This window comes from Serratia sp. CY37869, assembly GCF_052168895.1.
Classification (GTDB): Bacteria; Pseudomonadota; Gammaproteobacteria; order Enterobacterales; family Enterobacteriaceae; genus Serratia; species Serratia ureilytica.
In genome coordinates, this window is the sequence record NZ_JBJNLU010000001.1 from 1,373,261 (window position 1) to 1,398,153 (window position 24,893).

The window sequence follows — 24,893 nt, forward strand, 5'->3', positions numbered from 1 at the left end:
CGGTATTACGCCAGATCGGCTTTTAAACTGAATGTCGGCTTCACCGGCCAGCAGAAACGGAAGCTGGCGCCGCCGAGCGAACTGCCTTCGACGAACACCTGTCCCTGGTAGGCGACGGCGATGGAATGGACGATGGCCAGCCCCAGCCCGCAGCCGCCGGTGGCGCGATCGCGGCTGGGATCGAGGCGAACGAAAGGCTCGAACACCCGCTCGCGCTCTTCCGGCGGGATACCCGGCCCGTCGTCCTCGACCTGCAAACAGGCGAGATCGCCGTCGAACCACAACCCAACGCGCAGGCGCTGCTCGGAATAGCGCAGCGCGTTGTTGACCAGGTTATCGAGCACGCGCTCCATCAGGCGCAGATCGACGCCGCCGAAGTCGCCGACGTGCGGGATGTCGAGCTGGATGTCGCGTTCCTGATGGATAAGGCGGATATCATCGACCTTGTCCTCCAGCCACTTTGGCAGATCGATGGGTTCAATGTTTAGCGCAACCTGCGGCCGATCCAGGCGGGCATAGGTCAGCAGCTCGTCGATCAGCGACTCCAGTTGGCCGATATCGCGGTTCAGCGCCTGCTGCTCGCCTTCGGACAGGTTATCGCTCATCTCGAGCCGATAACGCAGGCGCACCAGCGGCGTGCGCAGCTCGTGGGCGATGCCGTCGATCAGCTGTTTCTTGCTGGCGATCAGGGTGTTGACGTTGTCGGCCATCTGGTTGAACGCCACGCCGAGCCGGCTCAGGCTGGAAGTGGGATCGAAGTGGGTGCGTTCATCCAGATGCCCGGCGCCGAGCCGCTGGGCGGCGTTTTCCAGTTTGAGCAGGTCTTGCCAGTGCGGCCGCATCCACAGAAACACCGGCAGCGCCAGCGACATGCCGATAAACACCAGCAACACCAGATCCAGCAGACGCATCTGGTGCAGATAGAACAGATAAGGAATGGGGCCGACCACCAACACATAGTGGCTGCGCGGAATGCGTTGCATAAAGGTGTACTGATCGTCGAGGGCGATGATTTCACCCAGCCGCAGCCGCTTTTTCAGATCCTCGCTCAGTTCCTGTTTGCCGAGCGGTTCGATATGAAGCTTGAACGACAGATTGAGATCCAGCGTGGCGATAGTCTTGTTCCAGTCCTTCAGCGGGATTTCGCGCAGCTCGCTGCGCATCAGGTACAGCGAGCTTTTCATCAAATCGTCCATCGACTGGCGGCCGGCGCGCTCGGCTGTCACCTTGTACACCAGGCCGACCAGCATCGCCATCACCAGAAAACAGACGAACAGCAACAGGAAGAACTGGACGAAAAGTTTTCTCATTGTTGCACCGATGCCCAGGCGTTAGGGGCGAACAGATAGCCCTTGTTGCGCACCGTCTTGATACGGAAAGGCTCCAGCGCGTTGTCGTACAGTTTGCGGCGCAGGCGGGAGATCGCCACGTCGATGCTGCGGTCCATGCCGTCGTAGCTCACGCCGCGCAGGTTTTGCAGCAGCGCCTCGCGATCCATGATCTGCCCGGCGTGGGTCGCCAGCTCCCACAGCAGATCGAAATCCGAGGTGGACAGGGTGATGGTTTCCTCGCCCAGCGTAACCTGACGGTTGACCGGATCGATGCACAGCAGCCCGAAATGCAGCGCGTTATGCTGAGTAAGCGGCTGAACCGACTCTTCTTTCGGCTGCTGGCTGTGTTGACGCAGATGCAAACGCAGGCGCGCCAGCAACACCGCCGGCGGCGTGGTTTTCAGGATATAGTCGTTGGCGCCCATCTCCAGCGACAGGATATGGTTCATGTCGCTGTCGAGCGAGGTCAGCAGCACGATCGGGCCGGGGAAGGTGGGGCGCAGATCGCGGCACAGCGTCATGCCGTCTTTGCCGGGCAGCATGATGTCCAGCAGCACCAGATCGGGTTGCTCGCGCTCGATCCGCGCTTGCGCGCTGTCGCCGCGCGGTTCGATCAGCACCTCGATATCGTGTTTGCCCAGATAGGCGGCGATCAGTTTGCCGACTTCAGGATCGTCTTCCACAAAAACAATTTTATGCATATGCCCGTGTTTTAATAAGAAAAGCGGATTTCAGCATAGCGCGGCCCGCGAGCTTGCGCCAAGCGGATCTTTGCGTCAGCGCAGCGGCCGCCCGCCGTCGACGCCGTGGGTGCGGCCGGTGACGTAGCGGCTCTCCAGCAGGTAGTTCACCAGATTGACCACTTCGCTCTCGCCCGGCGCGACCTTCATCAGCGACTTCGCCAGCGCCTGCCGACGATAAGCTTCGTCGTCGCCCGGATTGAAGATGATCAGCGCCGGCGCGATGGCGTTGACTTTGACTTCGGGCGCCAATTTGCGGGCGAACGACCGGGTCATGTTGTCCAGCGCGGCTTTGCTGGCGGCGTAGGCGATATGCTTGTCGCTGCCTTTTTCCACCACATAGTCGGTCAGATGGATAATGTCGGCGCCGGCCTGGCCCTGGCCGGTCAGGCAGGACTCGAGCAGTTGATTGAGCAAATAGGGCGTGTAGACGTGAATTTGCAGCATCGCCGCCATGACCTGTTCCGGCGGCACCTCCGGTGACTCCGCCTGCCAGGCGCTGGCGTTGTGGATCACCGCGCGCAGCTTGGGCGCGGCCTGCCGCACCTGATCGGCGAAACGATAAATGCCTTCATGGGTGGAAAAATCGCCCTGAATGCAGCAGGCGCCCAAGGCTTTCAACTCGGCCATCGCCGGATATTCGCTGCGGTAGGCGATGATGACCGGAACGCCGCGCTGGAGAAACGCTCTGGCGAGCGCCAGCCCTATGCGCCGTGCGCCGCCGGTAATCAGCACCGGGGCGGAGTTGTGGTGTTCCATTGATTAAAGCTCCTGGACAGACTGGCAAACAATAGGGGAATTATGCCATCATACGGCGGAAAGTCGTTAAAGCTTCGCATGATTATCCATTTCTGGATATAAGATCCCCAATGCATTTCAGGTTGCCCCCGGCGGCGGCTTGAAAGACCACGGGTTAACACTGGCCATGAGAGGAATGAGGGGATGAACAGCAATCACCTTGCATCCATCGCGCGCAGTGAGAAAATCTGTTTCGACTATATGGATTTTCTGTCCGCATCGTGCAGGAAGCACTGGCGCTTTGTTGATGCTATTTATGGTGTGATGCCGATCTTCGGCATGGTGTTGAAATCGCGCGTGACCACCTCGCAAACGCGCAAAGAGCAGTTAAAAGAGTTGGCGCTGCAGGTGGTGTCGACGCAGGTCAGCGATGAAACCAACATCGTGCGCCTGATTGACCTGGCGCAGCAGCAGGGCCTGGCGGTGTTTGATATTCAGTTGCCTTATGCGCTGGAGGCTCAACAACTGGCGGCCATTCAGAAAGAGTGTGCGGAAGGCATTGCGATTACTCTGGTGGGTGAACGCATGACCGTCGCGATCCCTCCCAAAAGCTGACCGGGCATCAACCCGGCCGCCCGTTCATGGTTAGGCAATTGACTCGTCGCGATGGCCTAACCATGAACGTGATGTCTCACGCCGCATGACGGCCGGCGTCTAGAGCTGGGTCCCGGCATTCGGGCCGGAGCGCAGGGTATAAATACTGTCTATATGAATTAACACCGCGTACTTCGGCGGCTTCATTCCGTTTTTTTCCGCAAACGTCAACGCATCGTCAAACGGCTTGCCCGCCAGAAACAGTTCGGGCGTGCCAACGAAGCGGTAACCGTCCAGCGCCTCGCGATCGATGACCACAACGGCCATTTTCGAGCCGGCCTTGATGTTTTTCAGCGTTTGGCCACCGGTATTTTCGTTGTAAATCAGCGTACGGTCATCATAGAGGCGCAAAGAGCGCTTGGGGCCGATATCGGGAACGCCGTTCGGGCTGCTGGTCGCCTGCACAGGCAGCTGTTTAGCCAGCATCTTCTTCATCTCGTCATTCAATTCATTCATTACAGATGGCCCTCAGATTGGTGTGTCACTTTTAATGCAAGGTAGCGGAAGCGTTGGCCGCCGGCGCGCAGACGCTGGTTTCCGGCAACCGGTATTCGCGCAGCAAGTGCAGGGTTTCAATCCTGAAGCGCAGCAGGTGCCGTTCGGCGATCTGCTGCATCTGTTCGCACAGCGACGTATCGTCCAACAGTTGCTCGATAGCGACTCGGGCCTGATGAACATGCAGCTCGACGCCGCGCAGAGGCTTCTGCCGCAGGCGCAGATGGGTAATGTTGTTGAACGTGACGATCAGCGCGGCAAGGGCAGACTCGAAAATATTCAGCGCTTCAAATCTGGCGGTATAGTCCGCATTCAGCCAGGGCTTCTCGGCGATGATCGCCTGAGCCCCCTCCAGCGCCTGTTGATAGCGCGCCATCGCTTGGCGATCGTGCCGCTGATTAAACGCCATGTTGCCCTCGGCGATCAGCGCCTCCCAGGCGGTAAACAAAGGTAATGCGTGCAGCAGTTTCTCAGCCATGAAATGCCTTCCATTTTCAGCCTGTCTTCATCCGCCGCCTGACGCCTCTCGCCAGGGGCACTCGCGTCTTACCACTAATCAATAAATGATAATGATAATTAATTGCATTTGAGATCGCAAGCGAGACGCATGGCTGACTGTGCAAAGGGGGGGGAACGCGGTAGCAGGGGAAAAAGAGGAAGCAAAATGCGGCTGACGGGCAGCCGCATTGACGGGACACTTTAGTGCAGCATAAACCAGCCGGCGGGTAGCGTGGCCACCAGCAGCAGTAAGATGCTGCCTTTTTCCAGGCGATTCAGCAGATTGATATCCTGATGGCCGCGGCGGGCGTACATGAACACCAACAGGCCCGGCGCATACAGCAGCACCGACATCAGCAAGTGCATCAGCCCGGAAGCGTACAGCAGCCATAAACCATAGACGCAGGCGCCGGTGGCGGCGAAGATCAGGCGCTTGTCGCGGCGACGGTAAGCCACCTTGAACAGAAATGCGCCGACCAGGAAGTAAGGCACCAGGATCATTTCCGACGCGATGGTCAACAGCGAGTTGTAGTTGCTGCCGGTCAACCAGATCAGCACCAACGCCAGCTGCACCGCGATGTTGGTCAGCCACAGCGAAGACGATGGGGCGTGATGGCGGTTCTGTTTGCCGAACACGCGTGGAAATGCGCCGTGCTGTGCGGCCAGCAGGGGGACTTCCGCCGCCATGATGGTCCAGCTGAGGTAGGCGCCGCACACGGAAATGATAAGACCGGCGGCGATGATCACGTCTCCCCACGGGCCAATCAGTTCCACCATCAGCACTGCCATCGACGGGTTGCGCATGTCGGCCAGTTCGCTGCGCGGCACCACGCCCAGCGACAGCAAGGTGACCATCAGATACACCGCCAGCGCCGACAGTACTGCCAACATGGTCGCGCGGCCCACGTCCTTCTTATTGCGCGCGCGCGCGGAAACCACCACGGCGCCTTCCACGCCGATAAACACCCACAGGGTGATCAGCATGGTGTCCTTGACCTGTTCCCATACCGGCTTGCCGAGGGCGATCCCCTGGAAGTCCAGCGTGAACACGTCCATTTTAAAGGCGATCGCCGCCAGAACGGCGAACATCCCCAGCGGCAGCAGCTTGGCGAGAGTGGCCGCAAGATTGATGCTGGCGGCGGTTTGCACGCCGCGCAGCACCAGCGCGTGCACGATCCACAGCAGGGCGGATTCGGCGATCAGCGCCTGCCAGGTATTGCCGTCACCGAGAATAACGTTGCCGCCGCGATCGGTGAAAATGCTCAATGCCGCGAACACGATCACCAGATACGAGACGTTGGCGATTACGGCGCACAGCCAGTAACCCCAGGCAGAGCAGAAGCCCATCAGCTCGCCGAATCCCTCTTTGGCGTAGGTGAAGATGCCGCCGTCCAGATCCGGGCGCAGACGCGTAAGCAACAGCATGGCAAACGCCAAAAACAGAATGCCGACGCCGGTGATCCCCCAACCCAGCAGCAGCGCGGCGGGGCTGGCGACCTGCGCCATGTTTTGCGGCAGACTGAACACGCCGGCGCCCAGCATCGAGCTGAGCACCAAAGCGGTTAGCGCGGTAAGACCGAGTTTTTTTTCCAATGACGGATCCTGAACGCAGAATAAACAACTGGAAGGGAACTGCTTGGCGGCAACAATGTGTTAACAACCATTGCGCTAATAGACAATAGCCCTAAAAATTGGCGCAAATTCTACGGAGGGATGATTAGAGATGCAATGATTGAATATGCGGAATTTACAAAAAACTATTCAACGAGCGGCGAAAAGAGCGGCAATAAAAACGGGCAGCTCAAGGGCTGCCCGATGGTAAACCGAAAAGCGGGTTTTATTTGAACAGATCGGCGCTGACGGTCAGGTTGCCGCCGCTCTTGTTCTGCCACTGGCGAGTGACGTGGTAGTACTTGGCGCCTTTCTCGGCCGCGCGTTTCGCCACTTCGGTGGACACGTCGGTCATGCTGTTGAAGTGGCCGGTGAAGGTGACGGAATCGAATGGCACCATCTGCGCGGCGGTCACGTTGTTCACTTCCTGAATCTTGGTGCCGTTAGGCAGCGTGACGGTATAGCGTTGGCCGGTAGAGGACTGGGTTTCGAAGAAACGGCCCACTTCGCGGCTTGGTGAACCGGAAGACGCGACGCCAGGAATTTCGACTTTCGCGGCTGCGGCGCCGCCGGCGGCCAGCGCGGCGCGGCCGGCGTCAGAATCGGCCGGTATGGCGTCCGGGCTCTGCACGCGGCGTTTCGGCGCATCGGCCTTATAGATGTAGGCGGTGACGAACTGGTTGCCGCCGGAGTTGGCGTCAACCTGGCGCACGATGAAGAATGAGGCGGCGCCTTTTTTCTGCGCTTCTTTGGAGATGGCGTCGTTAATGTCCGGCTGGCTGCGGTAGAAACCGCTGACGCTCACGGTATCGTAAGGCTCCAGCAGGTAGGCTTCCTCTTTAGGCAGTTCATTCACGCCGTTAAATACGCGGTATTTTGGTGTTTTGCTCACTTCTGGCGCATCTTTATGATAAAGGTCTGCGGTGACGCGCCAGTTGCCGCCGTTGTTGCTGTTGTTGCTGTCCTGGATATAGAAGGAATCGGCACCCAGTTTGTCTGCACGGCGGGATACGGCGTCGACGGCTTCATTGATCGCATTGAAGCGGCCGGTAATCGTGATGCGATCAAACGGCTTCAGCGCCGCTGCTTTCTCAGGAGTTAACTCTTGCGCCGCATGAGCGGACAGCGCGGTGAGTGATAACAAGGCTGACGCGATGATCGTGGTCTTCAGCTTCATAAAAAATCCTTTCGCCTAGCGCATTAACGTTTATAACGTACTGAACTGTTTAAGTGTAATTCAGCCGTCGATTATTACATGTAATTCTGAAAACTGTCTCAGCATTTTATGTTATCCCGTGCGACAAATCCTTGACGGTGACGCGGGTCGCACGGATGGCGCCGCCGCCATAAGTTTCCATAATAAAGGCTTTGGTGTCATTAGTGTTAATTATTCACAAAATGATAACTTTTATGCTTATCCGCCCCGCATGGCGATAAATCGTTACGCCGGGCGCAAACCTCTAACCATGCAGAATGTGCTGTTCTGTATGCATTTTTTCACTGTAAATTGCGATTTGTCATATCGCGCCCGGCGTTTTTATGTAAAAACAGGGCTGAATGCGTAAGCAATTATGGATCATCGACCTTATTTTCAGTAGGTTATAGTTGGCGTCTGAAATCAGTGCGGGCAAGTTGACGCCTCGCTCGCCGATGGCGCCGTTCTATGGGCAGGAAAATAATAAACATCATCCAAGACAGGTGAGAAGGGAACATTATGCGTATTGGTGTACCAAGAGAGCGGTTGGCCAATGAAGCCCGGGTCGCAGCCACGCCGAAAACGGTGGAACAACTGCTGAAGCTGGGTTTTACCGTCGCGATTGAACGCGGGGCGGGCAAACTGGCCAGTTTTGACGACGTCGCCTACGAAGCCGCCGGCGCGGCGCTGGTCGACGAAAACGACGTGTGGCAGTCGGATCTGATCCTGAAAGTCAACGCGCCGCAAGACGACGAGATCGCCTTGATGCGCGAAGGCAGCACGCTGGTCAGCTTTATCTGGCCGGCGCAAAACCCCGAGCTGATGGCCAAGCTGGCGGCGCGCAACGTCACCGCGCTGGCGATGGACTCGGTGCCGCGCATCTCGCGCGCCCAGTCGATGGATGCGCTGAGCTCGATGGCCAACATCGCCGGCTACCGCGCCATCGTCGAGGCGGCGCATGAGTTCGGCCGCTTCTTCACCGGCCAGATCACCGCCGCCGGCAAAGTGCCGCCGGCCAAGGTGATGATCATCGGCGCCGGCGTGGCCGGCCTGGCGGCGATCGGCGCTGCGGGCAGCCTCGGCGCCATCGTGCGCGCCTTCGACACCCGCCCGGAAGTGAAAGAGCAGGTGCAGAGCATGGGCGCGGAATTCCTCGAGCTGGATTTTGAAGAGGAAGCGGGCAGCGGCGACGGTTACGCCAAAGTGATGTCCGAAGCCTTTATCAAGGCAGAGATGGCGCTGTTCGCCGCACAGGCGGCGGAGGTTGACATCATCGTCACCACCGCGCTGATCCCGGGTAAACCGGCGCCGAAGCTGATCACCAAAGAGATGGTGGCGTCGATGAAGCCGGGCAGCGTGATCGTCGATCTGGCGGCGCAAACTGGCGGCAACTGCGAACTGACCGTGGCCGACACCATTACCGTGACCGACAACGGCGTGAAAATCATCGGCTATACCGATCTGCCGAGCCGCTTGCCGACACAATCTTCGCAGCTGTACGGCACCAACCTGGTCAACCTGCTGAAGCTGCTGTCGAAAGAGAAGAACGGCGAGATCGATATCGATTTCGACGATACGGTGATCCGCGGCGTTACCGTGGTGCGCAGCGGTGAAATCACCTGGCCGGCGCCGCCGATCCAGGTTTCCGCCCAGCCGAAAGCGGCGCCCGCCGCCGCACCGGTCGCCAAACCTGAAGCCAAGCCGACCTCGCCGTGGCTGAAGTACGGCCTGATGGCTCTGGCGATCCTGCTGTTCGGCTGGCTGGCGGACGCAGCCCCGAAAGAGTTCCTGTCGCACTTTACCGTGTTCGCGCTGGCCTGCGTGGTCGGGTACTACGTGGTCTGGAACGTCAGCCATGCGCTGCATACCCCGTTGATGTCGGTCACCAACGCGATCTCAGGGATTATCGTGGTCGGTGCGCTGCTGCAAATTGGCCACGGCGGCTGGGTGAGTTTCCTCTCCTTTATCGCCGTGCTGATCGCCAGCATCAATATTTTCGGTGGGTTCACCGTCACTCAGCGCATGCTGAAGATGTTCCGCAAGAACTAAGGGGTAACAAATGTCTGGAGGATTGGTTACAGCTGCATACATTGTTGCCGCTATTTTGTTTATTTTCAGCCTGGCGGGCCTGTCGCGTCATGAAACGTCGAAGCAGGGCAACCTGTTCGGCGTCGCCGGCATGGCGATAGCGCTGATCGCGACCATTCTGGGGCCGGATTCCGGCAACGTCGGCTGGATCATCATCGCCATGATCATCGGCGGCTCGATCGGCGTCTATCTGGCGAAGAAGGTCGAGATGACCGAAATGCCGGAGCTGGTGGCGGTGCTGCACAGCTTCGTTGGCCTGGCCGCGGTGCTGGTCGGTTTCAACAGCTATCTGGATCACGGTGCGCCGATGGAACCGGTGATGGCGAATATCCATCTGACCGAAGTGTTCCTCGGCATCTTTATCGGTGCGGTGACCTTCACCGGGTCGATCGTCGCCTTCGGCAAACTGCGCGGCATCATTTCTTCCAAGCCGTTGATGCTGCCGAATCGCCACAAGCTGAACCTGGCGGCGCTGGTGATCTCGTTCCTGCTGCTGGTGGCGTTCGTGCGCACCGACAGCGTGGGCTGGCAGGTGGTGACGCTGCTGCTGATGACGGCGATCGCGCTGGCGTTCGGCTGGCATCTGGTCGCCTCGATCGGCGGCGCCGACATGCCGGTGGTGGTGTCGATGCTCAACTCCTACTCGGGGTGGGCGGCGGCCGCGGCGGGCTTCATGCTGAGCAACGATCTGCTGATCGTCACCGGCGCGCTGGTGGGCTCTTCGGGGGCGATCCTGTCTTACATCATGTGCAAGGCGATGAACCGCTCGTTTATCAGCGTGATCGCCGGCGGTTTCGGCAGCGACGGTTCATCCACCGGCGATGCCGAAGAGATGGGCGAATACCGTGAAACCACGGCGGAAGAGGTGGCCGAGCAGTTGAAAAACTCCACCTCGGTGATCATCACCCCGGGCTACGGCATGGCGGTGGCGCAGGCGCAGTATCCGGTGGCGGAAATCACCGAAAAACTGCGGGCGCGCGGCGTGAAGGTGCGCTTCGGCATTCACCCGGTCGCGGGGCGCTTGCCGGGCCACATGAACGTGCTGCTGGCAGAGGCGAAGGTGCCGTACGACGTGGTGCTGGAGATGGATGAAATCAACGACGATTTCCCGGATACCGACACCGTGCTGGTGATCGGCGCCAACGATACGGTGAACCCGGCGGCGCTGGAAGATCCGCGCAGCCCGATCGCCGGCATGCCGGTATTGGAAGTGTGGAAAGCGCAGAACGTGATCGCGTTCAAACGGTCGATGAACACCGGCTACGCCGGCGTGCAGAACCCGCTGTTCTTCAAGGAGAACACCCAAATGCTGTTCGGCGACGCCAAAGACAGCGTGGAAGCGATTTTGCGGGCGTTGCAGAAGTAAAATTGGGCAACCAAAGAAAAACGGGCCGCTTTTCAGCGGCCCGTTTCTTTATGTGCGAAGCCTAATCTTCGTCGTCGTGTTCGTCGTCTTCATCCGCCTCGATCGGGCAGTTGAAGTTTTCCGGTTTAATCACCAGCAGGTCGCATTTCAGATGATCGATCACATGTTCCGCCGTGTTGCCGATAAAGGCGGCTGAAATACCGGTGCGGCCCAGGGTGCCCAGCACCACCACGCCGGCCTGCAGGTGTTCGGCCAAATCGGGGATCACCTCTTCCTGCAGGCCTTTTTCCACGTGGGTGAACTCTTCCTTAATGCAGAATTTTTGCCGCAGCGCCTTCATGGCGATCAGATGCTGGCCGCGAATGGCGTCGTTGTAGACGCTCGGGTCGAAGTCGGGCAATTCGATGGCGATGTTGATCGGGGTAACGGGATAGGCGCCGACCAGGTGAACCTCGGTCTGGTTGACGTTTTGCGCCAGTTCGACGGTTTCTTGCACCAGTTTGATATTGAGCGGGTCGTGATAGGGTTCTTCGCTGGCCAGATTGACCGCCACCAGCGCCTTGCCGCCTTCCGGCCAGGGCTGGTCTTTCACCATCCACACCGGGCAAGGGCATTTGCGCAGCAGGTGCCAGTCGGTGGGGGTAAAGATCACCGACTCCAACCGGTCGTGTTGGTGCGCCATTTTCAGCAGCAGGTCATGTTGGCCGGAAAGCACTTCCTGAATGATGGCTTCGAAGGGGCGGTTATGCCAGACCACTTTGATTTCGATCGGCACGCCGTCGTTGAGATAGAAGCGGCACTGCTCGTTGATCCAGGCGGCGCGTTGGCTGATCACACCTTGCCGCATCGCCGTTCTTTCATCCGGGGAGAGCAGGGTCGTCATTTCGTAAGAGAAGTCATAGATGGGCAGGAAGGCCTTGATGCGCCCGCCGTTCCGTTTTACCAGGTACACGGCGCGGCGCAATGCCGGCTGATCGTCCTGATTGGGGTCAATAGCCACCAGAAGATTCTGATACTTCGCCATAGGGCCTCCTTACAGCTGAAATCAACAGTCTGTTAATTTACAGAGTAACCCAACATTGAAAAACAGAACAACAACAGAAGCGTGCCGGATCAACAATTTCGGGGAAATGGTGATCCGGCAGGAGAATCAGGCGTTGACGGTCACGTTGATACGCGGCGTACCGGCCAGCACCGACAGAGCGTCGGCGTTTTCGATGGTGATGTATTTGCCTTTCACGCTGAGGATTTCGCTTTTCTGGAAGCGGCCCAGCAGCCGGCTGATGGTTTCCACCGTCAGGCCGAGATAGTTGCCGATATCGCCGCGGGTCATGGTCAAACGGAACTCGCGCGGAGAGAAACCGCGCTCCGCAAAGCGGCGCGACAGGTTGTAAACGAACGCCGCCAGGCGCTCTTCGGCGTTTTTCTTCGACAACAGCAGGATCATGTCCTGGTCGCCTTTGATCTCGCCGCTCATCAACCGCATGATCTGCTGACGCAGGTTTGGCATTTTGCCGGACAGATCGTCGAGGGTCTCGAACGGAATTTCGCACACCATCGAGGTTTCCAGCGCCTGGGCGAAGCTTGGGTGCTTCAGGCCACCGATGGCGTCAAAGCCCACCAGGTCACCCGCCAGGTGGAAGCCGGTGATCTGCTCGTCGCCTTGCTCGGTGATGGTGTAGCTCTTGATGGTCCCGGAACGGATCGCGTACAGCGATTTCAGCTCGTCGCCGGCCTTGAACAGGGTCTGGCCTTTCTGAATAGGCTTTTTCCTCTCGATAATGTTGTCGAGCTGATCCAGCTCGTGGGCATTAAGGGTGAAAGGAATGCACAGCTGGCTGATGCTGCAGTCCTGGCAATGGATCGCACAACCACCAGACTGGATACGACGAATCACGCGTTTTTCCGGGATCATAGATTACGCTCATTCAATAATTGATATGAGTCAATTTTAACATCTTTTGCCGCAGCTGATAAGGGTAGCATTAGTCTGAATAGGGGCATTGTGTGCGAATTTTACGCACACATGCCGCCGATTATTCTGTAGGGGACTGAAGTTATGAGTATTATTTGTGACTTATGCGTTTTATTCACACAAGTTATTCATAGGGCCCAGCGGCCTGCGAGCGTGGCGTTGAGCAATGGGCTTTATTAAGCGTCGCCAAACAATGGCGCCGGATAATCGCCTGGCGCGGCTACAGCAGGCTTTTAGGCAGGTAGCCTTCGTGCTGCAGCAGCCATTGTTTGCGCTGTACGCCACCGGCATAGCCGGTCAGTGCGCCTTGCGAACCGATCACTCGGTGGCAGGGCACGACGATGCTGATCGGATTTGAACCGTTGGCCATGCCGACCGCGCGCGAGGCGGTCGGACGGCCGATGCGTTGCGCGAGCTGGCCGTAGGTCAGGATCTCGCCGCAGGGGATTTGGCGCAGCTGTTGCCAGACGGTGCGTTGGAACTCGGTGCCGGCGGTCATCACCGGCAACCGATCGATAATGCTCAGTTCACCGGCGAAATAGCGCTGCATGGCGTCGGTCAGCCCGCTGGGATCGCGCTGTTCGCGCAGGGTGAACCGATCGGCGCGGTAGTGGGTATTCAGCAGCTTCATCAGGCGCGCTTCGTGATCGGTCCAGTCAATCGCCCGCAGGCGCCCCTGTTCATCGGCAATCAGCACCAGTTCTCCCACCGGCGTGGCGGTACGATCAATCAAAAAAGTCTGCATCTGGATCACTCCTCGGTTTGGTAGGGCGATTATCGCATGAAACGCAAGGGAGCGATGGCGGATTTCGGACATGCTGATGGGCGACCGCAGGGTCGCCCGAATAGCCGGCTTACGGTAAGTCGGGGAGTTATTGTGTGATAAATTTATAAAATAAATTTATAAGTCATCAAGACAAGTTGTGTCTTGTTTATTATTTCAGCAGGCAGTAACGCTTTGTGGTTACTTATAGCTGATGGTCACGCGTTTTAAATGGGGATCGTTATTCACCATCTCACTGCTGACGGCAGAAACTAATTCTTTTGGCATCGCTTTTAACGAAGAGGATATATACCCGTTCTGATATTCCGTCACTTTACCGAAGCAGCTGGAGATAAGCTTTTCATCCTGATGTTTGACGGTGCATGCAGGCGTGGTAATGGCGCCGGTGAAGCGTACGACGCCAGAGGCGACCTGGCTGCCGGAAAGCGGTTTTGCTTGCAGAGCGAAGGGCAGAATGACCAATGCGCTTAATACAGCTAAGTAATGGTTCATACGCTGTTCCTTTCAGAGTAAAAACACTGCCAATTAAAAAACAAGCGCGCTTGTTTTCATCAAATAAGCTATTTCGCTTGGCGAAATAAAAACGAATGGGCAAAAATCCTACTGCCTGCATTCAATGAATTTGATAATAGAGAGGTAGGATGAGTAAAACCATGATTTGGATCATAGTGAAGACCGGTTAATGGTTTCAGGCGCGGGCGGGATAACAGGCTGTGATCGTTCTCTCAGGAAAGCGGAAAATGGCGGGATGTTTTCGCCCCCGTGGTGCAGCCACTGAAACCGGGGGCGGGCGTGGGGTTACAGCATGCCGCTGCTGCCGCAGATGCGGATCTTTTCCGCCACCACTTCTTTCATCGCCAGCTTGCCGGGGACGATGTATTTGCGCGGATCGTTGGCATCCGGGTGCTGTGAAAAGTAGCTTTTTACCGCATCGGCGAAGGCGATTTTCAATTCGGTGGCGACGTTGACCTTGCAAACGCCGAGCGAGATCGCGCGCTTGACCATCACTTCCGGAATGCCGGAGGCGCCGTGCAGCACCAACGGCACGTCCACCTGTTCGCGGATCAGCGCCAGGCGTTCGAAGTCCAGCTTCGGTTCGCCGTGATACAGGCCGTGGGCGGAACCGATCGCCACCGCCAGCGAATCGATGCCGGTGGCGGCGACAAACTCGCGTGCCGCCACCGGGTCGGTATAGAAGCTGTCCGCCGTATCGACGATCAGATCGTCCTCTTGCCCGCCCAGGCGGCCCAGCTCCGCTTCCACGCTGGCGCCGTAGCGATGGCACAGGGCCACTGCGGCGGCCACCTTGGCGATATTCTGCTCGAACGGCAAATGGGAGCCGTCGATCATGACCGAGCGGATGCCGCTTTTCACCTTGTGCTCGATGTCATCGAGCTCTTCGTGATGATCCAGATGCAGCGCCAGCGGCAGATCGTAGCGGTGCGCGGCCGCCTGACATATACCGATCAGGTAGTCGGTGCCGGCATAGCTGAAGGTGCCGGGCGTGCCGGCCATGATCACCGGCGAGCGCAGCTCGGCGGCGGTCTCCGCCACCACCTGCACGGTTTCCAGATTGTGAACGTTAAACGCCGGAACGGCGTAACCCTGGCGCTGCGCCTTGAGCAGCATGTCTCGGTTGGCTATCAGATACATGGGATCTCCTTACTGCACGGGGGAAGGAAAACGGTAAATCGTCACGCCTTTCACCACCCGGTTAACCTCGCCGGTCGGGCAGGGGTTATCCGGGGTCAGCCCCAGCGCCAGCGAACTCTCGAAGGCCAGCATCTGGGTGAACAGCAGATACGGGAACAGCAGCCAGATATCGTCTGCCGCATCGTGCATATGCAGCAGGGTATCGGCGAGGGGTTGGCGCCCGCCGGTCAATCCGACCAGCTGCATCGCCTGCCCATCGCGCTGCAGCTCGTTCCACAGATCGCGGTCATACTGGCGGGCGTAGTCGTCGCGCGAGAACATCAACACCACCAGCGTCTGGCCGTCGACCATGAATTTCGGACCATGACGCAGGCCGAGCGGCGAGTCGTAGCGCGTAACGATGCGCCCGGCGGTCAGCTCCAGCATCTTGAGCGAGGCCTCTTCGGCAAGGCCGGTAAAGCAGCTGCCGCCAAGGGTGATGTAGCGGCGGAAGCCGCCGGCGGCCAGCGCCTTCACCTGCGGCTGCAGCGTTTCTCGCAGTGCGCGGCAGCGCTGCACCATGGCGTGCAGCGGCGCCTGGGCGGCCTCGAGCGACAGGGGGCCGAGCAGCAGCGCGGCGCTCAGCATCATGCAGCTGAAGCTGGAGGTCATGGCGAAGCTCTGATCGTTAGAACCTTGCGGCATCACCAGCGAACAGACGTTGTCGCGCTGATGTGCATACTGCGCCAGCTTGCTGTCCGGGTTGCACACCAGCATCAGGTGGTAGCTTTCCGGCAGCAGTTGGTCGGCCAGCTCCACCGTCGCCACGCTCTCCGGGCTGTTGCCCGAGCGGGCGAAGGAGACCAGCAGCGTCGGCCGCTCAGGGTCGAGATACTGCAGCGGGTTGGCGACGATATCGGTAGTGCCGTAGGCCACCACGTCGCGGCCGGTGCGTTCGCGCAGCCAGGGGGCCAGGGCGCGGCCGGCGAACGCCGAGCTGCCGGCGCCGCACAGCACGATCTGCAGGCGCGGATTGACCAGCAGCGGCGCCAGAAACGGCTGCCATTGCGCCTGTTGATCCTGCAGCTGCCGGTGCAGCGCCGCCCACAGATCCGGCTGTTGCCAAATTTCTGCGGCGGTGTGCCAGGCGTTGCGCTGCTTCAGCCAATTCGCCTCGTAAGAGAAATACGCGTTCATGATGACAGCTCCTTAAAAATCCTCGGTTAACGGTCGGCGATAATCACGTCGATCCCTAAAGGGTGCAGCGCCTGCAGACAGTGTTCCGGAATGCGGCTGTCGGTGACCAGGCGGTGGATCTGGCCGATGTCGCGATCGTGCAAAAACTTGTGCGGCCGAATTTGCTGGCGTCGGCGAGGGTGTGTTTGACGTCGCGATTGATGTGGATGGTGACGCTGGAGACCGAAAGCAGCTGGCTGAGCGGTTCCACGCGCGACGCGCCTTCGCGGCACAGCGGGTCGATAATTAATTCCCGGCGTTTTGCGGTAGTGATCATTAACGCAGACTCCTGATTTACCTGTAGCCGTGCCCGACCGCGGCTTAATAAGCCGCAGCGATACCGACCGGAGCGCTTTCAGTTGTTCGTGGCGAATTACAGCAAACGAAACACTGAAATGCAATCGATTAATTTTAAAATATCTATATCTATCAGTTGGTTATATTTGATTTTGCTTTCGTTTGAGCGCCAACCGAAAGCAGCGTCAACGCAAAGTGAAAACGGCAAATTCGTTATTTTTCAGTCGACAATTCCCGGCATTTAATTATTCAGTCCGTCGAGGCCGAAAGCCGCAGCGATAATTCGGCAGCCGCCGGGCTTTCACTGTTTTTTTATGCCGGCGCGTGTAATAGCGCCGCATTGCAGCGGGTGAGGGTGAACGACAGCGGCCATGCGTTTCCCTCCGGCGATCCGTTCGTGGCCCATCCCGGCGAGGATCTGCAGCCGATAGCGCCTGCGTGAGGCGGTGAACCGCCGCATTGAAGCGTTGCTGGCGCCGATGTGAGGAGAAGTGGGGGCGAAAATGCGTCTTTCGCTCCCAAATCGCCATTACTTTGCTATACCTGATAGTCGATGGATTCATTTTATTGTCATGTGACTGACATGTCAGAGTCATGGCTCTGGCTTAAGTTTGCAGCGACTACGTCAGGAGATAACGCGATGTTCAGCCTGGATTCTCTGTTGCAAGATGCATTTCCACACCGCAATACCCCTGCCTGGCAGCGCAGCCTGCTAAGAACCCTTCTCTTCGAAAAAGAATTCAAACAGTTCGCCGCCGACTATCCCCACCTGAAAGGGCTCGATCTGATCGAGCAGGTGGTGGACTACTTTAACCTCAGCTGCGAGCTGGTGGACGGCGATCTGGAAAACATCCCCAGCCAGGGGCCGGTGGTGCTCGTGGCCAATCACCCGATCGGCTCGCTCGACGGACTGGTGCTGTTGCGCGCCGTCGCGGCGGTGCGTCCGGATGTGAAAGTGGTGGCCAGCCAACTGCTGACTTACATCGAACCGCTGCGCAACCTGTTCGTGCCGGTGGATAACGTCGCTTATAAAACCAGCCGCAAACAGATAGAAGGCATGCAGCAGCAGCTGGACAATCAGGGCGCGCTGATCCTGTTCCCGGCCGGCGAAGTGTCGCGCATGAGCCCGAAAGGCATCCGCGACGGCCACTGGCATACCGGTTTTCTGCGTCTGGCCGCCAAGGCGCGCGCGCCGATCGTGCCGATTCATATCAGCGCGCGCAACAGCAACCTGTTCTACTTTACGTCGCTGGTCTATCGTCCGCTGTCGACGCTGCTGCTGGTGCGTGAAATGTTCCAGCAGCGGGGCGGGCGCATCAGGATCCGCATCGGCGGCCGCGTGCCGTTCGCCAACTGGCACGACGGCCACACCAGCGCCAAGGATCTGGCGGAGCGCTTTCGCCGCCACGTGTATCGCCTGGGCCAGGGCAAACCGGGGCTGTTCGCCAGCGAATCGCCGATCGCGTTGCCGGAAGAGCGTCTGGAGCTGAAAAAGGCGCTGGCGAACTGCGAAAGACTGGGGGTGACGCCGGACGGCAAAACCATCTATCTCTATCGCCGACATGATGAAGCGCGCACGCCGATCCTGCGCGAGCTGGGGCGCCTGCGCGAGATCGCTTTCCGCGCGGTGGGGGAAGGATCCGGCCGCCGCCGCGATCTGGACAGCTACGACGACGATTATTATCACCTGGTGCTGTGGGATGAAGAGGAGCTGGAGATCGTCGGCGCCTATCGGTTTATCCCCACCGCCGAACAAATCGCGCGTAAGGGCCTGGAGAGCATCTACAGCAACAGCCTGTTCCACTATGATCGCGATATGGAACCGATCCTGGCGCAGGGCATCGAACTGGGGCGCAGCTTCATTCAGCCGGCCTATTGGGGCAAGCGCGGGCTGGACTATTTGTGGCTGGGCATCGGCGCCTATCTGTCGAAATACCCGCAGTACCGCTATCTGTTCGGCCCGGTATCCATTTCCGGCGGCATGCCGCTGGCGGCGCGGGATCTGTTGATCGCCTTCTATCGGCTCTATTTCTCGCCGGACCACGCCTTCGCGCAGTCGCGTCGTCCTTATCCGGCGTCGTTGCCGCAGGTGCTGGCGCAGTTTGCCGGGGATAACTACCAGGAAGATCTGGTGCGGCTGAAGAGCCTGCTCAGCAACATCGGCTGCTCGATCCCGACGCTGTACAAACAGTACACCGAGCTGTGCGAACCGGGCGGGGTGCAGTTTATCGACTTTGGCACCGATCCGGCCTTCAACAACTGCATCGACGGCCTGGTGCTGGTGGATACCTCGCGGCTCAAGCCGTCGCGTTATCAACGTTATATTGCGGTGCATCAGCCGCAGGAAGCCGAGACGGCATGATCGGCGTCTGACTCATGCCTTTTTGATCTAAGTACGACCTTGGGGCCGGCGACGGGATAGCGCTACGATAAACGTTTTGCTTTCCACCGCCGGAGCCTTTCATGCCTCATTCGTTTATCCCGCCGTTATTGTCCGCCGATGAACCGCCCGCCGCCGCCGTTGAAACCCCGCGCGGCAAAGCGCCATTTTTGCTGCTGTGCGATCACGCCGGCAAGGCGATACCGCAATCCCTCGGGGATCTCGGCTTACCGCCGGGGGAGATCGAGCGCCACATCGGTTGGGATATCGGCGCGCTGGGCGTATCGCGCCATCTGAGCCGCCAACTGGACGCCACGCTGATTCATCAGCGTTACTCACGGTTGGTGATCGACTGCAACCGGGCGCCCGGCATCGCCAGCTCGATCCCGCATTTGTCTGAACTGACGCCCATCCCCGGCAATATCAGCATCGACGCCGAACACGCGCTGGCGCGTGAGCGCGAGGTATTTTTGCCGTATCACCACGCCATCGACGAGCATCTGGGGCAACGCCAACTGCGTGAACTGCCGACGGCGGTGATCGCCATGCACAGCTTCACGCCGGTGTTCAAGGGCCAATCGCGCCCCTGGCAGGTGGGGCTGCTGTTTAACCGCTACCCGGAATTTGCGCTGCTGTTGGCTGAACTGCTGCGTGAAGAGGGGGATCTGCAGGTGGGTATTAACGAACCTTATGCGATGACGGACGCCACCGATTACACGTTGCCGGTGCACGCGGAGCGCCGCGGTTTGCCTTACGTCGGCATCGAAATTCGCCAGGATTTGGTCGCTGACGAACGTGGGCAACAGGCATGGGCGAAACGTTTCGCGCGCCTGCTGCCGCAGGCCTGGCAACGCTGGCAAATTTGACTTTAGGAATATTCCCAGAGATGATAACCGTAAGGAATACGTAAGACGTCATTAGAAAAAAAGTCAGGAGACACGTGTGGAGCACAGCGATAACGGACTGTTTATCAAACGGGAGCGTTTTGAAGTTCTGGCGATTCTGCGAGAAATTTGCAAACAACGCACGCCGCTGCGCGTAGAAAATCAGCAGCACCGGTTTCAAAGTCTGTTATTGAGCGTCGGGCCGGACAATATCGTGTTCAGCGGTGAGGAAGCCTCGAGCGCCATCGACGGCGCTTGCACCATCGTGATTGAAAGCAACGACGCCAAAATCGAGTTTTCCGTCCCCCAGGCGGAGCTGACCGAACATCAGGGCGTACAGGCCTGTTCGACCCGGCTGCCGCAGGAGCTGGTCTATATCCAGCGTCGCCGTCAATTCCGCATCACTACGCCGCACTGGCGCCAATTCTTTTGTACCGGCGAATACCCGGACGGCACGCCGTACGAGCTGCGGATCCACGATCTCTCCGCCGGCGGCGTCGGTTTACGCTTCGACGGCCCGCTGCCGGATTTCTTCCAGCCAGGCTTGCAGTTCAAGAAAGCGGAGCTGGATCTGGGCAGCTACGGCAGCTTCAAGGTCAACATGGAGCTGGTGGTGGTCAACGACGATCAGGAAACCGACGATAACGACCAGGTGGTGCACTTCTCGCGCCTGTCATGCCGCTTTCTTAAGCTCGGATTGGCGATGGAGCGCAAAATTCAGAGCGCCGTGTTCGCCTTCGAGCTGGATTTCAACAAAAAGAAAAAACGCTGATAGTTATCAGGGGCAGTGCGCTGCCCCTCTGACTCGCCCGCGGCCTTAGGGGTTAAGCGCCCGCAGGCTGCCGATCTCTTCCCAACCGAAATGCGCCGCTTCGGCCAGTACGCCGCACACTTCATCGCCGGCGGCAACCACTGCCGCGTCGAGCGCAGCGCCCTGCAGCAGATGGCTGACCAGCAACGCGGTGAACAAATCGCCGGTGCCTTTGACCGCCGATTTGACCTTCGGATGAGTAAAGCACTGCGTTTCCTGCCGGGTGACCAGCATCAATCCCACTTCGTCTTCGTGTTGCGCTACGCCCGGTGCGCTGGTGACCAACACCCATTCGGTGGTGTCGTTCAACAGCGCCTGCGCGGCGTGTTGCGTCTGCTCGCGGCTGCTCAGTTGCCGGCCGCACAGCTGCTCCAGTTCGAAACCGTTCGGCGTCAGGCCGTTGGCCAGCCGCAGGAACGGCGAGCGATAGCAGTTGACGATGCGTTCATCCACGTAGATCCCTTCACCGTAATCGCCCATCACCGGATCGATATAGATTTTTATCTGCGGATTGAGCGAGCGCACCCGCTGCAGCCAGTTGGCCAGAATATGGCACTGCATCACGTCGCCCAGGTAGCCGACGATCACCGCCCGTGTGCGCTTCATGACGCCGCGGGCGATCAGGTCGTCGAGAAAACCGCCGAACCAATCGCCGGAGATGACGCCGCCGTGCGGTTTGCCGTAATAGGGCGGGCAGCCGAACAGCACGCTGGGCACCTGCAGCGCCTCCAGTCCCTTTTTCAGCAGAGCGCGGTAGGCGATGCCGTTGCCGACGCTGCCGTAGACCACCTGAGATTGAATGCTGATCACGTCAATAGACGGTGACCGCAAAGGTGAAGCCTGTTGCATGAGTTACTTCCTTGGTTCGTTGTTATCCAGCCAGCGCGCGAACACCTGCCGCGCGCGCTGTTCCAGCTGCGCGCCGTGGCGCGCGGCCTGGTCGCGCAGGGTCTGGGGCGCGATGCCGGCCAGTTCCAGCTCGCAGGCATGGCCAATCAGCCAGCGTTCGATATCGCGATAATCCGCCTCCAAATGGAACTGCAGGCCGAGCGCGAACCCCTGATAGTCGAAGGCCTGATGCGGGCATACCGCCGTGCCGGCCAGGCAGCGGGCGCCGTCCGGGATCATGAACATATCCCCGTGCCAGTGCAGTACCGGCGTGTCGGCCAGCGGCGCCAGCACCGACTCCTCTTCCGCCGGCGGCGTGGTCAGCGGGGCGAAGCCTATCTCTTTCACGCCGAGCGAAATAACCTCAGCGCCCAGCGCCTGGGCGATCACTTGCGCGCCGAGGCAAACCCCGAGGGTCGGCCGCCGCTGCGCCAGGCGCTGTTTGACCAGCGCGAATTCATGGTCGAGAAAATCATACCGCTGCTCGCCGGAAAAGTGCTGAGCGGCGCTGATCGGCCCGCCGAGCACCACCAACAGATCGGTCTCTTCATTATTGATAGCACGAATATCATCGCGGCCGGCATCGTAATAATCGATCTGATAGCCGCGCAGTGACAGCAGGGAACCGAGGATGCCCAGGTTTTCAAAGTTGACGTGCCGAATGGCGACGGCTTTTTTCATTGTTTAACCTCGCTAGCGTGAGTGAAGGGGATCAGCGCCAGCGACTCGCCCAGCACCGTGATGCCTTGCGCGCCGCTCTGGTAGACGATGCGGCGTTCGCTGACTTGGCTGAGCTGCACCTGATAACCCTGTGCGGCCGGGAACAGCGCGCAGGCCTGCTCCAGCTGATCGGCTGCCCACGGGGTGAACAGCTGCAGGCGGGCAAAGGCTTTTCCTGCATACTGAATGTCGAGCACGTAATGTTTATCCATGGAACCCCTTACTTTTGGCCGCAGAAACTGCTAATCTTATTTGAACTAGTACAAAAGGATTTATGTATGGCTTCATTGTATGCAAAAGGCGGCGGCGCTGTCCAGATTGCCGAGCAGATCGCCGCACGCATCAAAAACGGCGCGCTGCGGCCGGGCGAACTGTTGCCGCCGGTACGCCAGCTGGCGGCGGAGCTGGAGGTCAATCCGAATACCGTGGCCAGCGCATACGCCAGATTGCGCGATGCCGGCCTGGTGGCGACGCGCGGGCGGGCGGGTACGGTGGTGCTGGAGCCGCCGCTGGCGGCGGTGAGTGCGGCCTATACGCCGCGCCAGGTGCCGGCGGGGATGTGCGATCTGGCCAGCGGCAACCTGGATGCCGCTTTGCTGCCGGCACTGAGGCTTGGCGCGGCGGAGGTGTTCCCGCAGCAAAACGGCTATGACATCAGCGGCGACCTGCCGGTATTGACCGGTCTCGGGCGTGAGTGGCTCGGGCGCCAGGGCGTGGCCCTGGGGGAACCGGCGGTGTTTTCCGGCGCGTTGGACGCGATGGAAAAGGCGCTGCGCTGCCATGCCCAGCCTGGGGCGGCGGTGTGGGTGGAAGATCCCTGCTGGCCGCCGCTATTGACGCTGCTGCGTCACCTGCGCCTGCGGCCGCTGCCGCTGGCGGTGGATGAACAGGGCTGTCGGCTGCCGGAGAGTGGCACGGCCGACGCGGTGATCCTGACGCCGCGCGCCCATAATCCGACCGGCGCTTCGCTTTCAGCGCAACGTGCGCAGCAGTGGCGAGGTTTTCTGCGCGGCCATCCGCAGTGTCTGGCGATCGTCGACGATTTCTGGGGGCCGCTGTCGCAACAGCCGCTGCATCTGCCGTTCGACGGCGATCGCGGCCTGTACGTGCTGTCGCTCAGCAAGTTTCTCAGCCCGGATCTGCGCATCGCGTTGGCCTGCGGCAGCCCGACCTTGCTGCAGGCGATGCGCGCCGATCAGTACATCAGCGAACGCTGGGTCAGCCATATCTTGCAGCAGATCGCCGCCAGACTGTGGGAACAAGCCTTGCAGGAAGGGCAATTGCAGCGGGCGCAACAGGCGTATCAGGCCAGACGGGACGAGCTGGTCCAGCGGCTCAATGCGTTGAATCACACGGCGCTGGCGGTAGGTGAAGGGCTGCATCTGTGGGTGCCGGTGCGTTCGGAAACCGCCGCCGCGCAGCTGATGGCGCAGCGGGGATGGCTGGTGCAGGGCGGTGAACCTTTCCGCCTGAAGTGCGGTCCGGCGCTCCGCGTCAGCCTGGCGAACGTCACGCCGTCGCAGTTGGCGCCGCTGGCGCAGGATCTGGCCGACGCCATGCGGGCCAGTGCGGCGATTAACTAGGCCGGCGTCAGGCTCTCCTCCGCCAGCAGCTGCAGTGAGGTTAACCGGGCGGTCGGTTCGGCGATCGGCGTGTCGATGATGAATTCTTCCACGCCGTACTGCTGCTGCAGTTGCGCCAGTTGCTGATGCACCTGCTGCGCGGTGCCGAGCAGAATATGGCTTTCCCGCGGCTCGATGCGGTAGTCGGTGGCGCCGGCCTGCTGCACGAAACTCTCCGCCTGCGCCAGGCTGCCGACGGTCACACTCTGCTCACCGGCAATGTGCACGCGGTATTGCCGAATGTCGGCCGCCAATGCCGCGGCCTGTTCCTCGCTGGGGGCCACGATCGCCGCCACCGCCAGCAGCGCCTTGCGGCCGCCGCTGTGTGCGGCGTAGTGCTCCAGCGCGTCGCGGATATCCTGCGGATTGCCGTTCAAATGCGCGGCGAACACGAAGGCCCAGCCGGACTCGGCCGCCAGCGTCGCGCTTTCTTTACTGGCGCCGAGCAGAAAACGCTGCGCGCCCTGCGGCGGCAGCGGTGTGGCGCTCAGGCCGGGCTCGGCGTCGTCGTTCAGATAGGCGGTCAACTGCGACAGCTGCTGAGGAAAGTCCGGCTTGCGTTGCCGATCGTGGGCCGCCTGCAGCGCCTGGGTTGCGAGCGGCAGCCCGCCGGGCGCTTTGCCCACCCCGAGATCGACGCGTCCCGGCGCCAGAGCCGCCAGCAGGTTGAAGTTTTCGGCCACCTTGTAGGCGCTGTAGTGCTGCAGCATCACGCCGCCGGAGCCGATGCGAATGCGCGTCGTCTGGCCGAGCAGGTAGCCGATCAGCACTTCCGGCGACGGGCAGGCGAGCTGCGGCGTGTTGTGGTGCTCCGCCAGCCAGAAACGCCGATACCCCCAGCGTTCCGCCCGTTGCGCCAGCTGCAGCGTGCGCGCCAGCGCCTGCGCGGCGCTTTCCCCGTCGGCGATCGGACTTTTTTCCAATATGCTCAAGGCATAAGCCATTTTT

General features: G+C 59.8%; 25 protein-coding genes and 1 pseudogene. 8 read left to right on the forward strand and 18 right to left on the reverse strand.

All coding sequences use genetic code 11. The features are described from left to right. Window positions 1-5: 5 nt before the first annotated feature. The 3 genes from rstB to folM form a co-directional block, all read right to left on the reverse strand. Complete coding sequence (gene rstB / locus ACJ8J1_RS06615; protein ID WP_033643213.1) at window positions 6-1,310, reverse strand: two-component system sensor histidine kinase RstB; 1,305 nt, start codon at window positions 1,308-1,310, stop codon at window positions 6-8. Beyond that, window positions 1,307-2,032, reverse strand: coding sequence for a two-component system response regulator RstA (gene rstA, locus ACJ8J1_RS06620; RefSeq protein ID WP_004938307.1), 726 nt, complete (start codon window positions 2,030-2,032; stop codon window positions 1,307-1,309). Before rstA ends, rstB begins: the two co-directional genes overlap by 4 nt. Before the next feature lie 75 nt (window positions 2,033-2,107). Further along, the gene (gene folM / locus ACJ8J1_RS06625) at window positions 2,108-2,830 is read right to left on the reverse strand and encodes a dihydromonapterin reductase (RefSeq protein ID WP_033643212.1); all 723 of its coding nucleotides are present in this window, start codon (window positions 2,828-2,830) and stop codon (window positions 2,108-2,110) included. Window positions 2,831-3,013: 183 nt separating this feature from the next. On the opposite strand from folM, the gene ACJ8J1_RS06630 reads away from it, so the two are divergent. Beyond that, window positions 3,014-3,424 carry a hypothetical protein gene (locus ACJ8J1_RS06630; protein WP_033643211.1) on the forward strand — a complete coding sequence of 137 codons (411 nt, stop codon included), beginning with the start codon at window positions 3,014-3,016 and terminating at the stop codon, window positions 3,422-3,424. A gap of 99 nt (window positions 3,425-3,523) precedes the next feature. Here ACJ8J1_RS06630 and ACJ8J1_RS06635 read toward each other — a convergent pair whose 3' ends face one another. The 3 genes from ACJ8J1_RS06635 to ACJ8J1_RS06645 form a co-directional block, all read right to left on the reverse strand. Then, window positions 3,524-3,898, reverse strand: a complete 375-nt coding sequence (locus ACJ8J1_RS06635) for a pyridoxamine 5'-phosphate oxidase family protein (protein ID WP_226886078.1) — start codon at window positions 3,896-3,898, stop codon at window positions 3,524-3,526. Between the two features lie 52 nt (window positions 3,899-3,950). Further along, window positions 3,951-4,436: a hypothetical protein gene (locus tag ACJ8J1_RS06640; RefSeq protein ID WP_033643209.1), complete on the reverse strand. Its 486-nt coding sequence runs from the start codon at window positions 4,434-4,436 to the stop codon at window positions 3,951-3,953. 221 nt (window positions 4,437-4,657) lie between these two features. Further along, window positions 4,658-6,049: an amino acid permease gene (locus ACJ8J1_RS06645; RefSeq protein WP_033643208.1), complete on the reverse strand. Its 1,392-nt coding sequence runs from the start codon at window positions 6,047-6,049 to the stop codon at window positions 4,658-4,660. A 57-nt stretch (window positions 6,050-6,106) separates the two neighbouring features. Between ACJ8J1_RS06645 and ACJ8J1_RS06650 the strand changes: the two genes are divergently transcribed. Further along, complete coding sequence (locus ACJ8J1_RS06650) at window positions 6,107-6,301, forward strand: hypothetical protein (RefSeq protein WP_127897184.1); 195 nt, start codon at window positions 6,107-6,109, stop codon at window positions 6,299-6,301. Here ACJ8J1_RS06650 and ydgH read toward each other — a convergent pair. Further along, on the reverse strand, window positions 6,294-7,244 hold the full coding sequence (gene ydgH / locus ACJ8J1_RS06655; protein WP_025302966.1) for a DUF1471 family protein YdgH: 951 nt from the start codon (window positions 7,242-7,244) through the stop codon (window positions 6,294-6,296). The two genes, ACJ8J1_RS06650 and ydgH, sit on opposite strands and share 8 nt — an antisense overlap. A 537-nt stretch (window positions 7,245-7,781) precedes the next feature. Between ydgH and pntA the strand changes: the two genes are divergently transcribed. Together pntA and pntB are read left to right on the forward strand one after the other, a co-directional pair. Then, on the forward strand, window positions 7,782-9,311 hold the full coding sequence (pntA, locus tag ACJ8J1_RS06660) for a Re/Si-specific NAD(P)(+) transhydrogenase subunit alpha (RefSeq protein WP_033643207.1): 1,530 nt from the start codon (window positions 7,782-7,784) through the stop codon (window positions 9,309-9,311). 10 nt (window positions 9,312-9,321) lie between these two features. Continuing rightward, window positions 9,322-10,716, forward strand: coding sequence for a Re/Si-specific NAD(P)(+) transhydrogenase subunit beta (pntB, locus tag ACJ8J1_RS06665; protein ID WP_025159771.1), 1,395 nt, complete (start codon window positions 9,322-9,324; stop codon window positions 10,714-10,716). A gap of 61 nt (window positions 10,717-10,777) precedes the next feature. On the opposite strand, the gene uspE is transcribed toward pntB, so the two are convergent. The 7 genes and pseudogenes from uspE to ACJ8J1_RS06700 all read right to left on the reverse strand — a co-directional run. Then, window positions 10,778-11,740, reverse strand: coding sequence for a universal stress protein UspE (uspE, locus tag ACJ8J1_RS06670; RefSeq protein WP_442520329.1), 963 nt, complete (start codon window positions 11,738-11,740; stop codon window positions 10,778-10,780). 126 nt (window positions 11,741-11,866) lie between these two features. Continuing rightward, window positions 11,867-12,631 (reverse strand): FNR family transcription factor, encoded by a 765-nt coding sequence (locus tag ACJ8J1_RS06675; protein ID WP_004938278.1) that lies wholly within the window; start codon window positions 12,629-12,631, stop codon window positions 11,867-11,869. 280 nt (window positions 12,632-12,911) lie between these two features. Further along, window positions 12,912-13,436 carry a methylated-DNA--[protein]-cysteine S-methyltransferase gene (ogt, locus tag ACJ8J1_RS06680; protein ID WP_004938274.1) on the reverse strand — a complete coding sequence of 175 codons (525 nt, stop codon included), beginning with the start codon at window positions 13,434-13,436 and terminating at the stop codon, window positions 12,912-12,914. Between the two features lie 219 nt (window positions 13,437-13,655). After that, entirely contained in the window at window positions 13,656-13,967 is a 312-nt protein-coding gene (locus tag ACJ8J1_RS06685) for a hypothetical protein (RefSeq protein WP_033643206.1), read from the reverse strand. Between the two features lie 306 nt (window positions 13,968-14,273). Further along, complete coding sequence (locus tag ACJ8J1_RS06690) at window positions 14,274-15,128, reverse strand: tagatose bisphosphate family class II aldolase (RefSeq protein WP_033643205.1); 855 nt, start codon at window positions 15,126-15,128, stop codon at window positions 14,274-14,276. Between the two features lie 9 nt (window positions 15,129-15,137). After that, complete coding sequence (locus ACJ8J1_RS06695; RefSeq protein WP_033643204.1) at window positions 15,138-16,304, reverse strand: SIS domain-containing protein; 1,167 nt, start codon at window positions 16,302-16,304, stop codon at window positions 15,138-15,140. Window positions 16,305-16,330: 26 nt separating this feature from the next. Beyond that, window positions 16,331-16,482: pseudogene (locus tag ACJ8J1_RS06700) on the reverse strand (transcriptional repressor AgaR); the annotation flags it as partial. A gap of 798 nt (window positions 16,483-17,280) precedes the next feature. Between ACJ8J1_RS06700 and ACJ8J1_RS06705 the strand changes: the two are divergent. The 3 genes from ACJ8J1_RS06705 (at window position 17,281) to ACJ8J1_RS06715 (ending at window position 20,676) form a co-directional block, all read left to right on the forward strand. Further along, the gene (locus tag ACJ8J1_RS06705) at window positions 17,281-19,002 is read left to right on the forward strand and encodes a lysophospholipid acyltransferase family protein (protein WP_033643203.1); all 1,722 of its coding nucleotides are present in this window, start codon (window positions 17,281-17,283) and stop codon (window positions 19,000-19,002) included. A 101-nt stretch (window positions 19,003-19,103) separates the two neighbouring features. Next, window positions 19,104-19,886, forward strand: a complete 783-nt coding sequence (locus ACJ8J1_RS06710; protein ID WP_033643202.1) for an N-formylglutamate amidohydrolase — start codon at window positions 19,104-19,106, stop codon at window positions 19,884-19,886. Window positions 19,887-19,962: 76 nt separating this feature from the next. Continuing rightward, window positions 19,963-20,676, forward strand: a complete 714-nt coding sequence (locus tag ACJ8J1_RS06715) for a flagellar brake protein (protein ID WP_033643201.1) — start codon at window positions 19,963-19,965, stop codon at window positions 20,674-20,676. 45 nt (window positions 20,677-20,721) lie between these two features. Here ACJ8J1_RS06715 and pdxY read toward each other — a convergent pair whose 3' ends face one another. Genes pdxY through ACJ8J1_RS06730 form a run of 3 tightly spaced genes read right to left on the reverse strand, consistent with a single transcriptional unit; the run spans window position 20,722 to window position 22,535 of the window. Continuing rightward, window positions 20,722-21,564, reverse strand: a complete 843-nt coding sequence (gene pdxY, locus ACJ8J1_RS06720) for a pyridoxal kinase (RefSeq protein WP_033643200.1) — start codon at window positions 21,562-21,564, stop codon at window positions 20,722-20,724. Between the two features lie 3 nt (window positions 21,565-21,567). Continuing rightward, a complete protein-coding gene (locus ACJ8J1_RS06725; RefSeq protein WP_033643199.1) occupies window positions 21,568-22,284 on the reverse strand; it encodes a glutamine amidotransferase in 717 nt (238 codons plus the stop codon). Beyond that, window positions 22,281-22,535: a hypothetical protein gene (locus ACJ8J1_RS06730; RefSeq protein ID WP_033643198.1), complete on the reverse strand. Its 255-nt coding sequence runs from the start codon at window positions 22,533-22,535 to the stop codon at window positions 22,281-22,283. Before ACJ8J1_RS06730 ends, ACJ8J1_RS06725 begins: the two co-directional genes overlap by 4 nt. Before the next feature lie 66 nt (window positions 22,536-22,601). Here ACJ8J1_RS06730 and ACJ8J1_RS06735 point away from each other — a divergent pair, with 66 nt between their 5' ends. Next, window positions 22,602-23,906, forward strand: a complete 1,305-nt coding sequence (locus tag ACJ8J1_RS06735; RefSeq protein WP_033643197.1) for an aminotransferase class I/II-fold pyridoxal phosphate-dependent enzyme — start codon at window positions 22,602-22,604, stop codon at window positions 23,904-23,906. Here the strand turns inward: ACJ8J1_RS06735 and ACJ8J1_RS06740 are convergent. Next, a complete protein-coding gene (locus ACJ8J1_RS06740; protein ID WP_033643196.1) occupies window positions 23,903-24,889 on the reverse strand; it encodes an MsnO8 family LLM class oxidoreductase in 987 nt (328 codons plus the stop codon). The genes ACJ8J1_RS06735 and ACJ8J1_RS06740 overlap by 4 nt on opposite strands. Window positions 24,890-24,893: the final 4 nt, after the last annotated feature.

Bases quoted from the DNA above. Each gene is read 5' to 3' on its own strand.
- rstB (WP_033643213.1), bottom strand. From the start codon at position 1,310: ATGAGAAAACTTTTCGTCCAGTTCTTCCTGTTGCTGTTCGTCTGTTTT.
- rstA (WP_004938307.1), bottom strand. From the start codon at position 2,032: ATGCATAAAATTGTTTTTGTGGAAGACGATCCTGAAGTCGGCAAACTG.
- folM (WP_033643212.1), bottom strand. From the start codon at position 2,830: ATGGAACACCACAACTCCGCCCCGGTGCTGATTACCGGCGGCGCACGG.
- ACJ8J1_RS06630 (WP_033643211.1), top strand. From the start codon at position 3,014: ATGAACAGCAATCACCTTGCATCCATCGCGCGCAGTGAGAAAATCTGT.
- ACJ8J1_RS06635 (WP_226886078.1), bottom strand. From the start codon at position 3,898: ATGAAGAAGATGCTGGCTAAACAGCTGCCTGTGCAGGCGACCAGCAGC.
- ACJ8J1_RS06640 (WP_033643209.1), bottom strand. From the start codon at position 4,436: ATGGCTGAGAAACTGCTGCACGCATTACCTTTGTTTACCGCCTGGGAG.
- ydgH (WP_025302966.1), bottom strand. From the start codon at position 7,244: ATGAAGCTGAAGACCACGATCATCGCGTCAGCCTTGTTATCACTCACC.
- pntA (WP_033643207.1), top strand. From the start codon at position 7,782: ATGCGTATTGGTGTACCAAGAGAGCGGTTGGCCAATGAAGCCCGGGTC.
- pntB (WP_025159771.1), top strand. From the start codon at position 9,322: ATGTCTGGAGGATTGGTTACAGCTGCATACATTGTTGCCGCTATTTTG.
- uspE (WP_442520329.1), bottom strand. From the start codon at position 11,740: ATGGCGAAGTATCAGAATCTTCTGGTGGCTATTGACCCCAATCAGGAC.
- ACJ8J1_RS06675 (WP_004938278.1), bottom strand. From the start codon at position 12,631: ATGATCCCGGAAAAACGCGTGATTCGTCGTATCCAGTCTGGTGGTTGT.
- ogt (WP_004938274.1), bottom strand. From the start codon at position 13,436: ATGCAGACTTTTTTGATTGATCGTACCGCCACGCCGGTGGGAGAACTG.
- ACJ8J1_RS06685 (WP_033643206.1), bottom strand. From the start codon at position 13,967: ATGAACCATTACTTAGCTGTATTAAGCGCATTGGTCATTCTGCCCTTC.
- ACJ8J1_RS06690 (WP_033643205.1), bottom strand. From the start codon at position 15,128: ATGTATCTGATAGCCAACCGAGACATGCTGCTCAAGGCGCAGCGCCAG.
- ACJ8J1_RS06695 (WP_033643204.1), bottom strand. From the start codon at position 16,304: ATGAACGCGTATTTCTCTTACGAGGCGAATTGGCTGAAGCAGCGCAAC.
- ACJ8J1_RS06705 (WP_033643203.1), top strand. From the start codon at position 17,281: ATGTTCAGCCTGGATTCTCTGTTGCAAGATGCATTTCCACACCGCAAT.
- ACJ8J1_RS06710 (WP_033643202.1), top strand. From the start codon at position 19,104: ATGCCTCATTCGTTTATCCCGCCGTTATTGTCCGCCGATGAACCGCCC.
- pdxY (WP_033643200.1), bottom strand. From the start codon at position 21,564: ATGCAACAGGCTTCACCTTTGCGGTCACCGTCTATTGACGTGATCAGC.
- ACJ8J1_RS06725 (WP_033643199.1), bottom strand. From the start codon at position 22,284: ATGAAAAAAGCCGTCGCCATTCGGCACGTCAACTTTGAAAACCTGGGC.
- ACJ8J1_RS06730 (WP_033643198.1), bottom strand. From the start codon at position 22,535: ATGGATAAACATTACGTGCTCGACATTCAGTATGCAGGAAAAGCCTTT.
- ACJ8J1_RS06735 (WP_033643197.1), top strand. From the start codon at position 22,602: ATGGCTTCATTGTATGCAAAAGGCGGCGGCGCTGTCCAGATTGCCGAG.
- ACJ8J1_RS06740 (WP_033643196.1), bottom strand. From the start codon at position 24,889: ATGGCTTATGCCTTGAGCATATTGGAAAAAAGTCCGATCGCCGACGGG.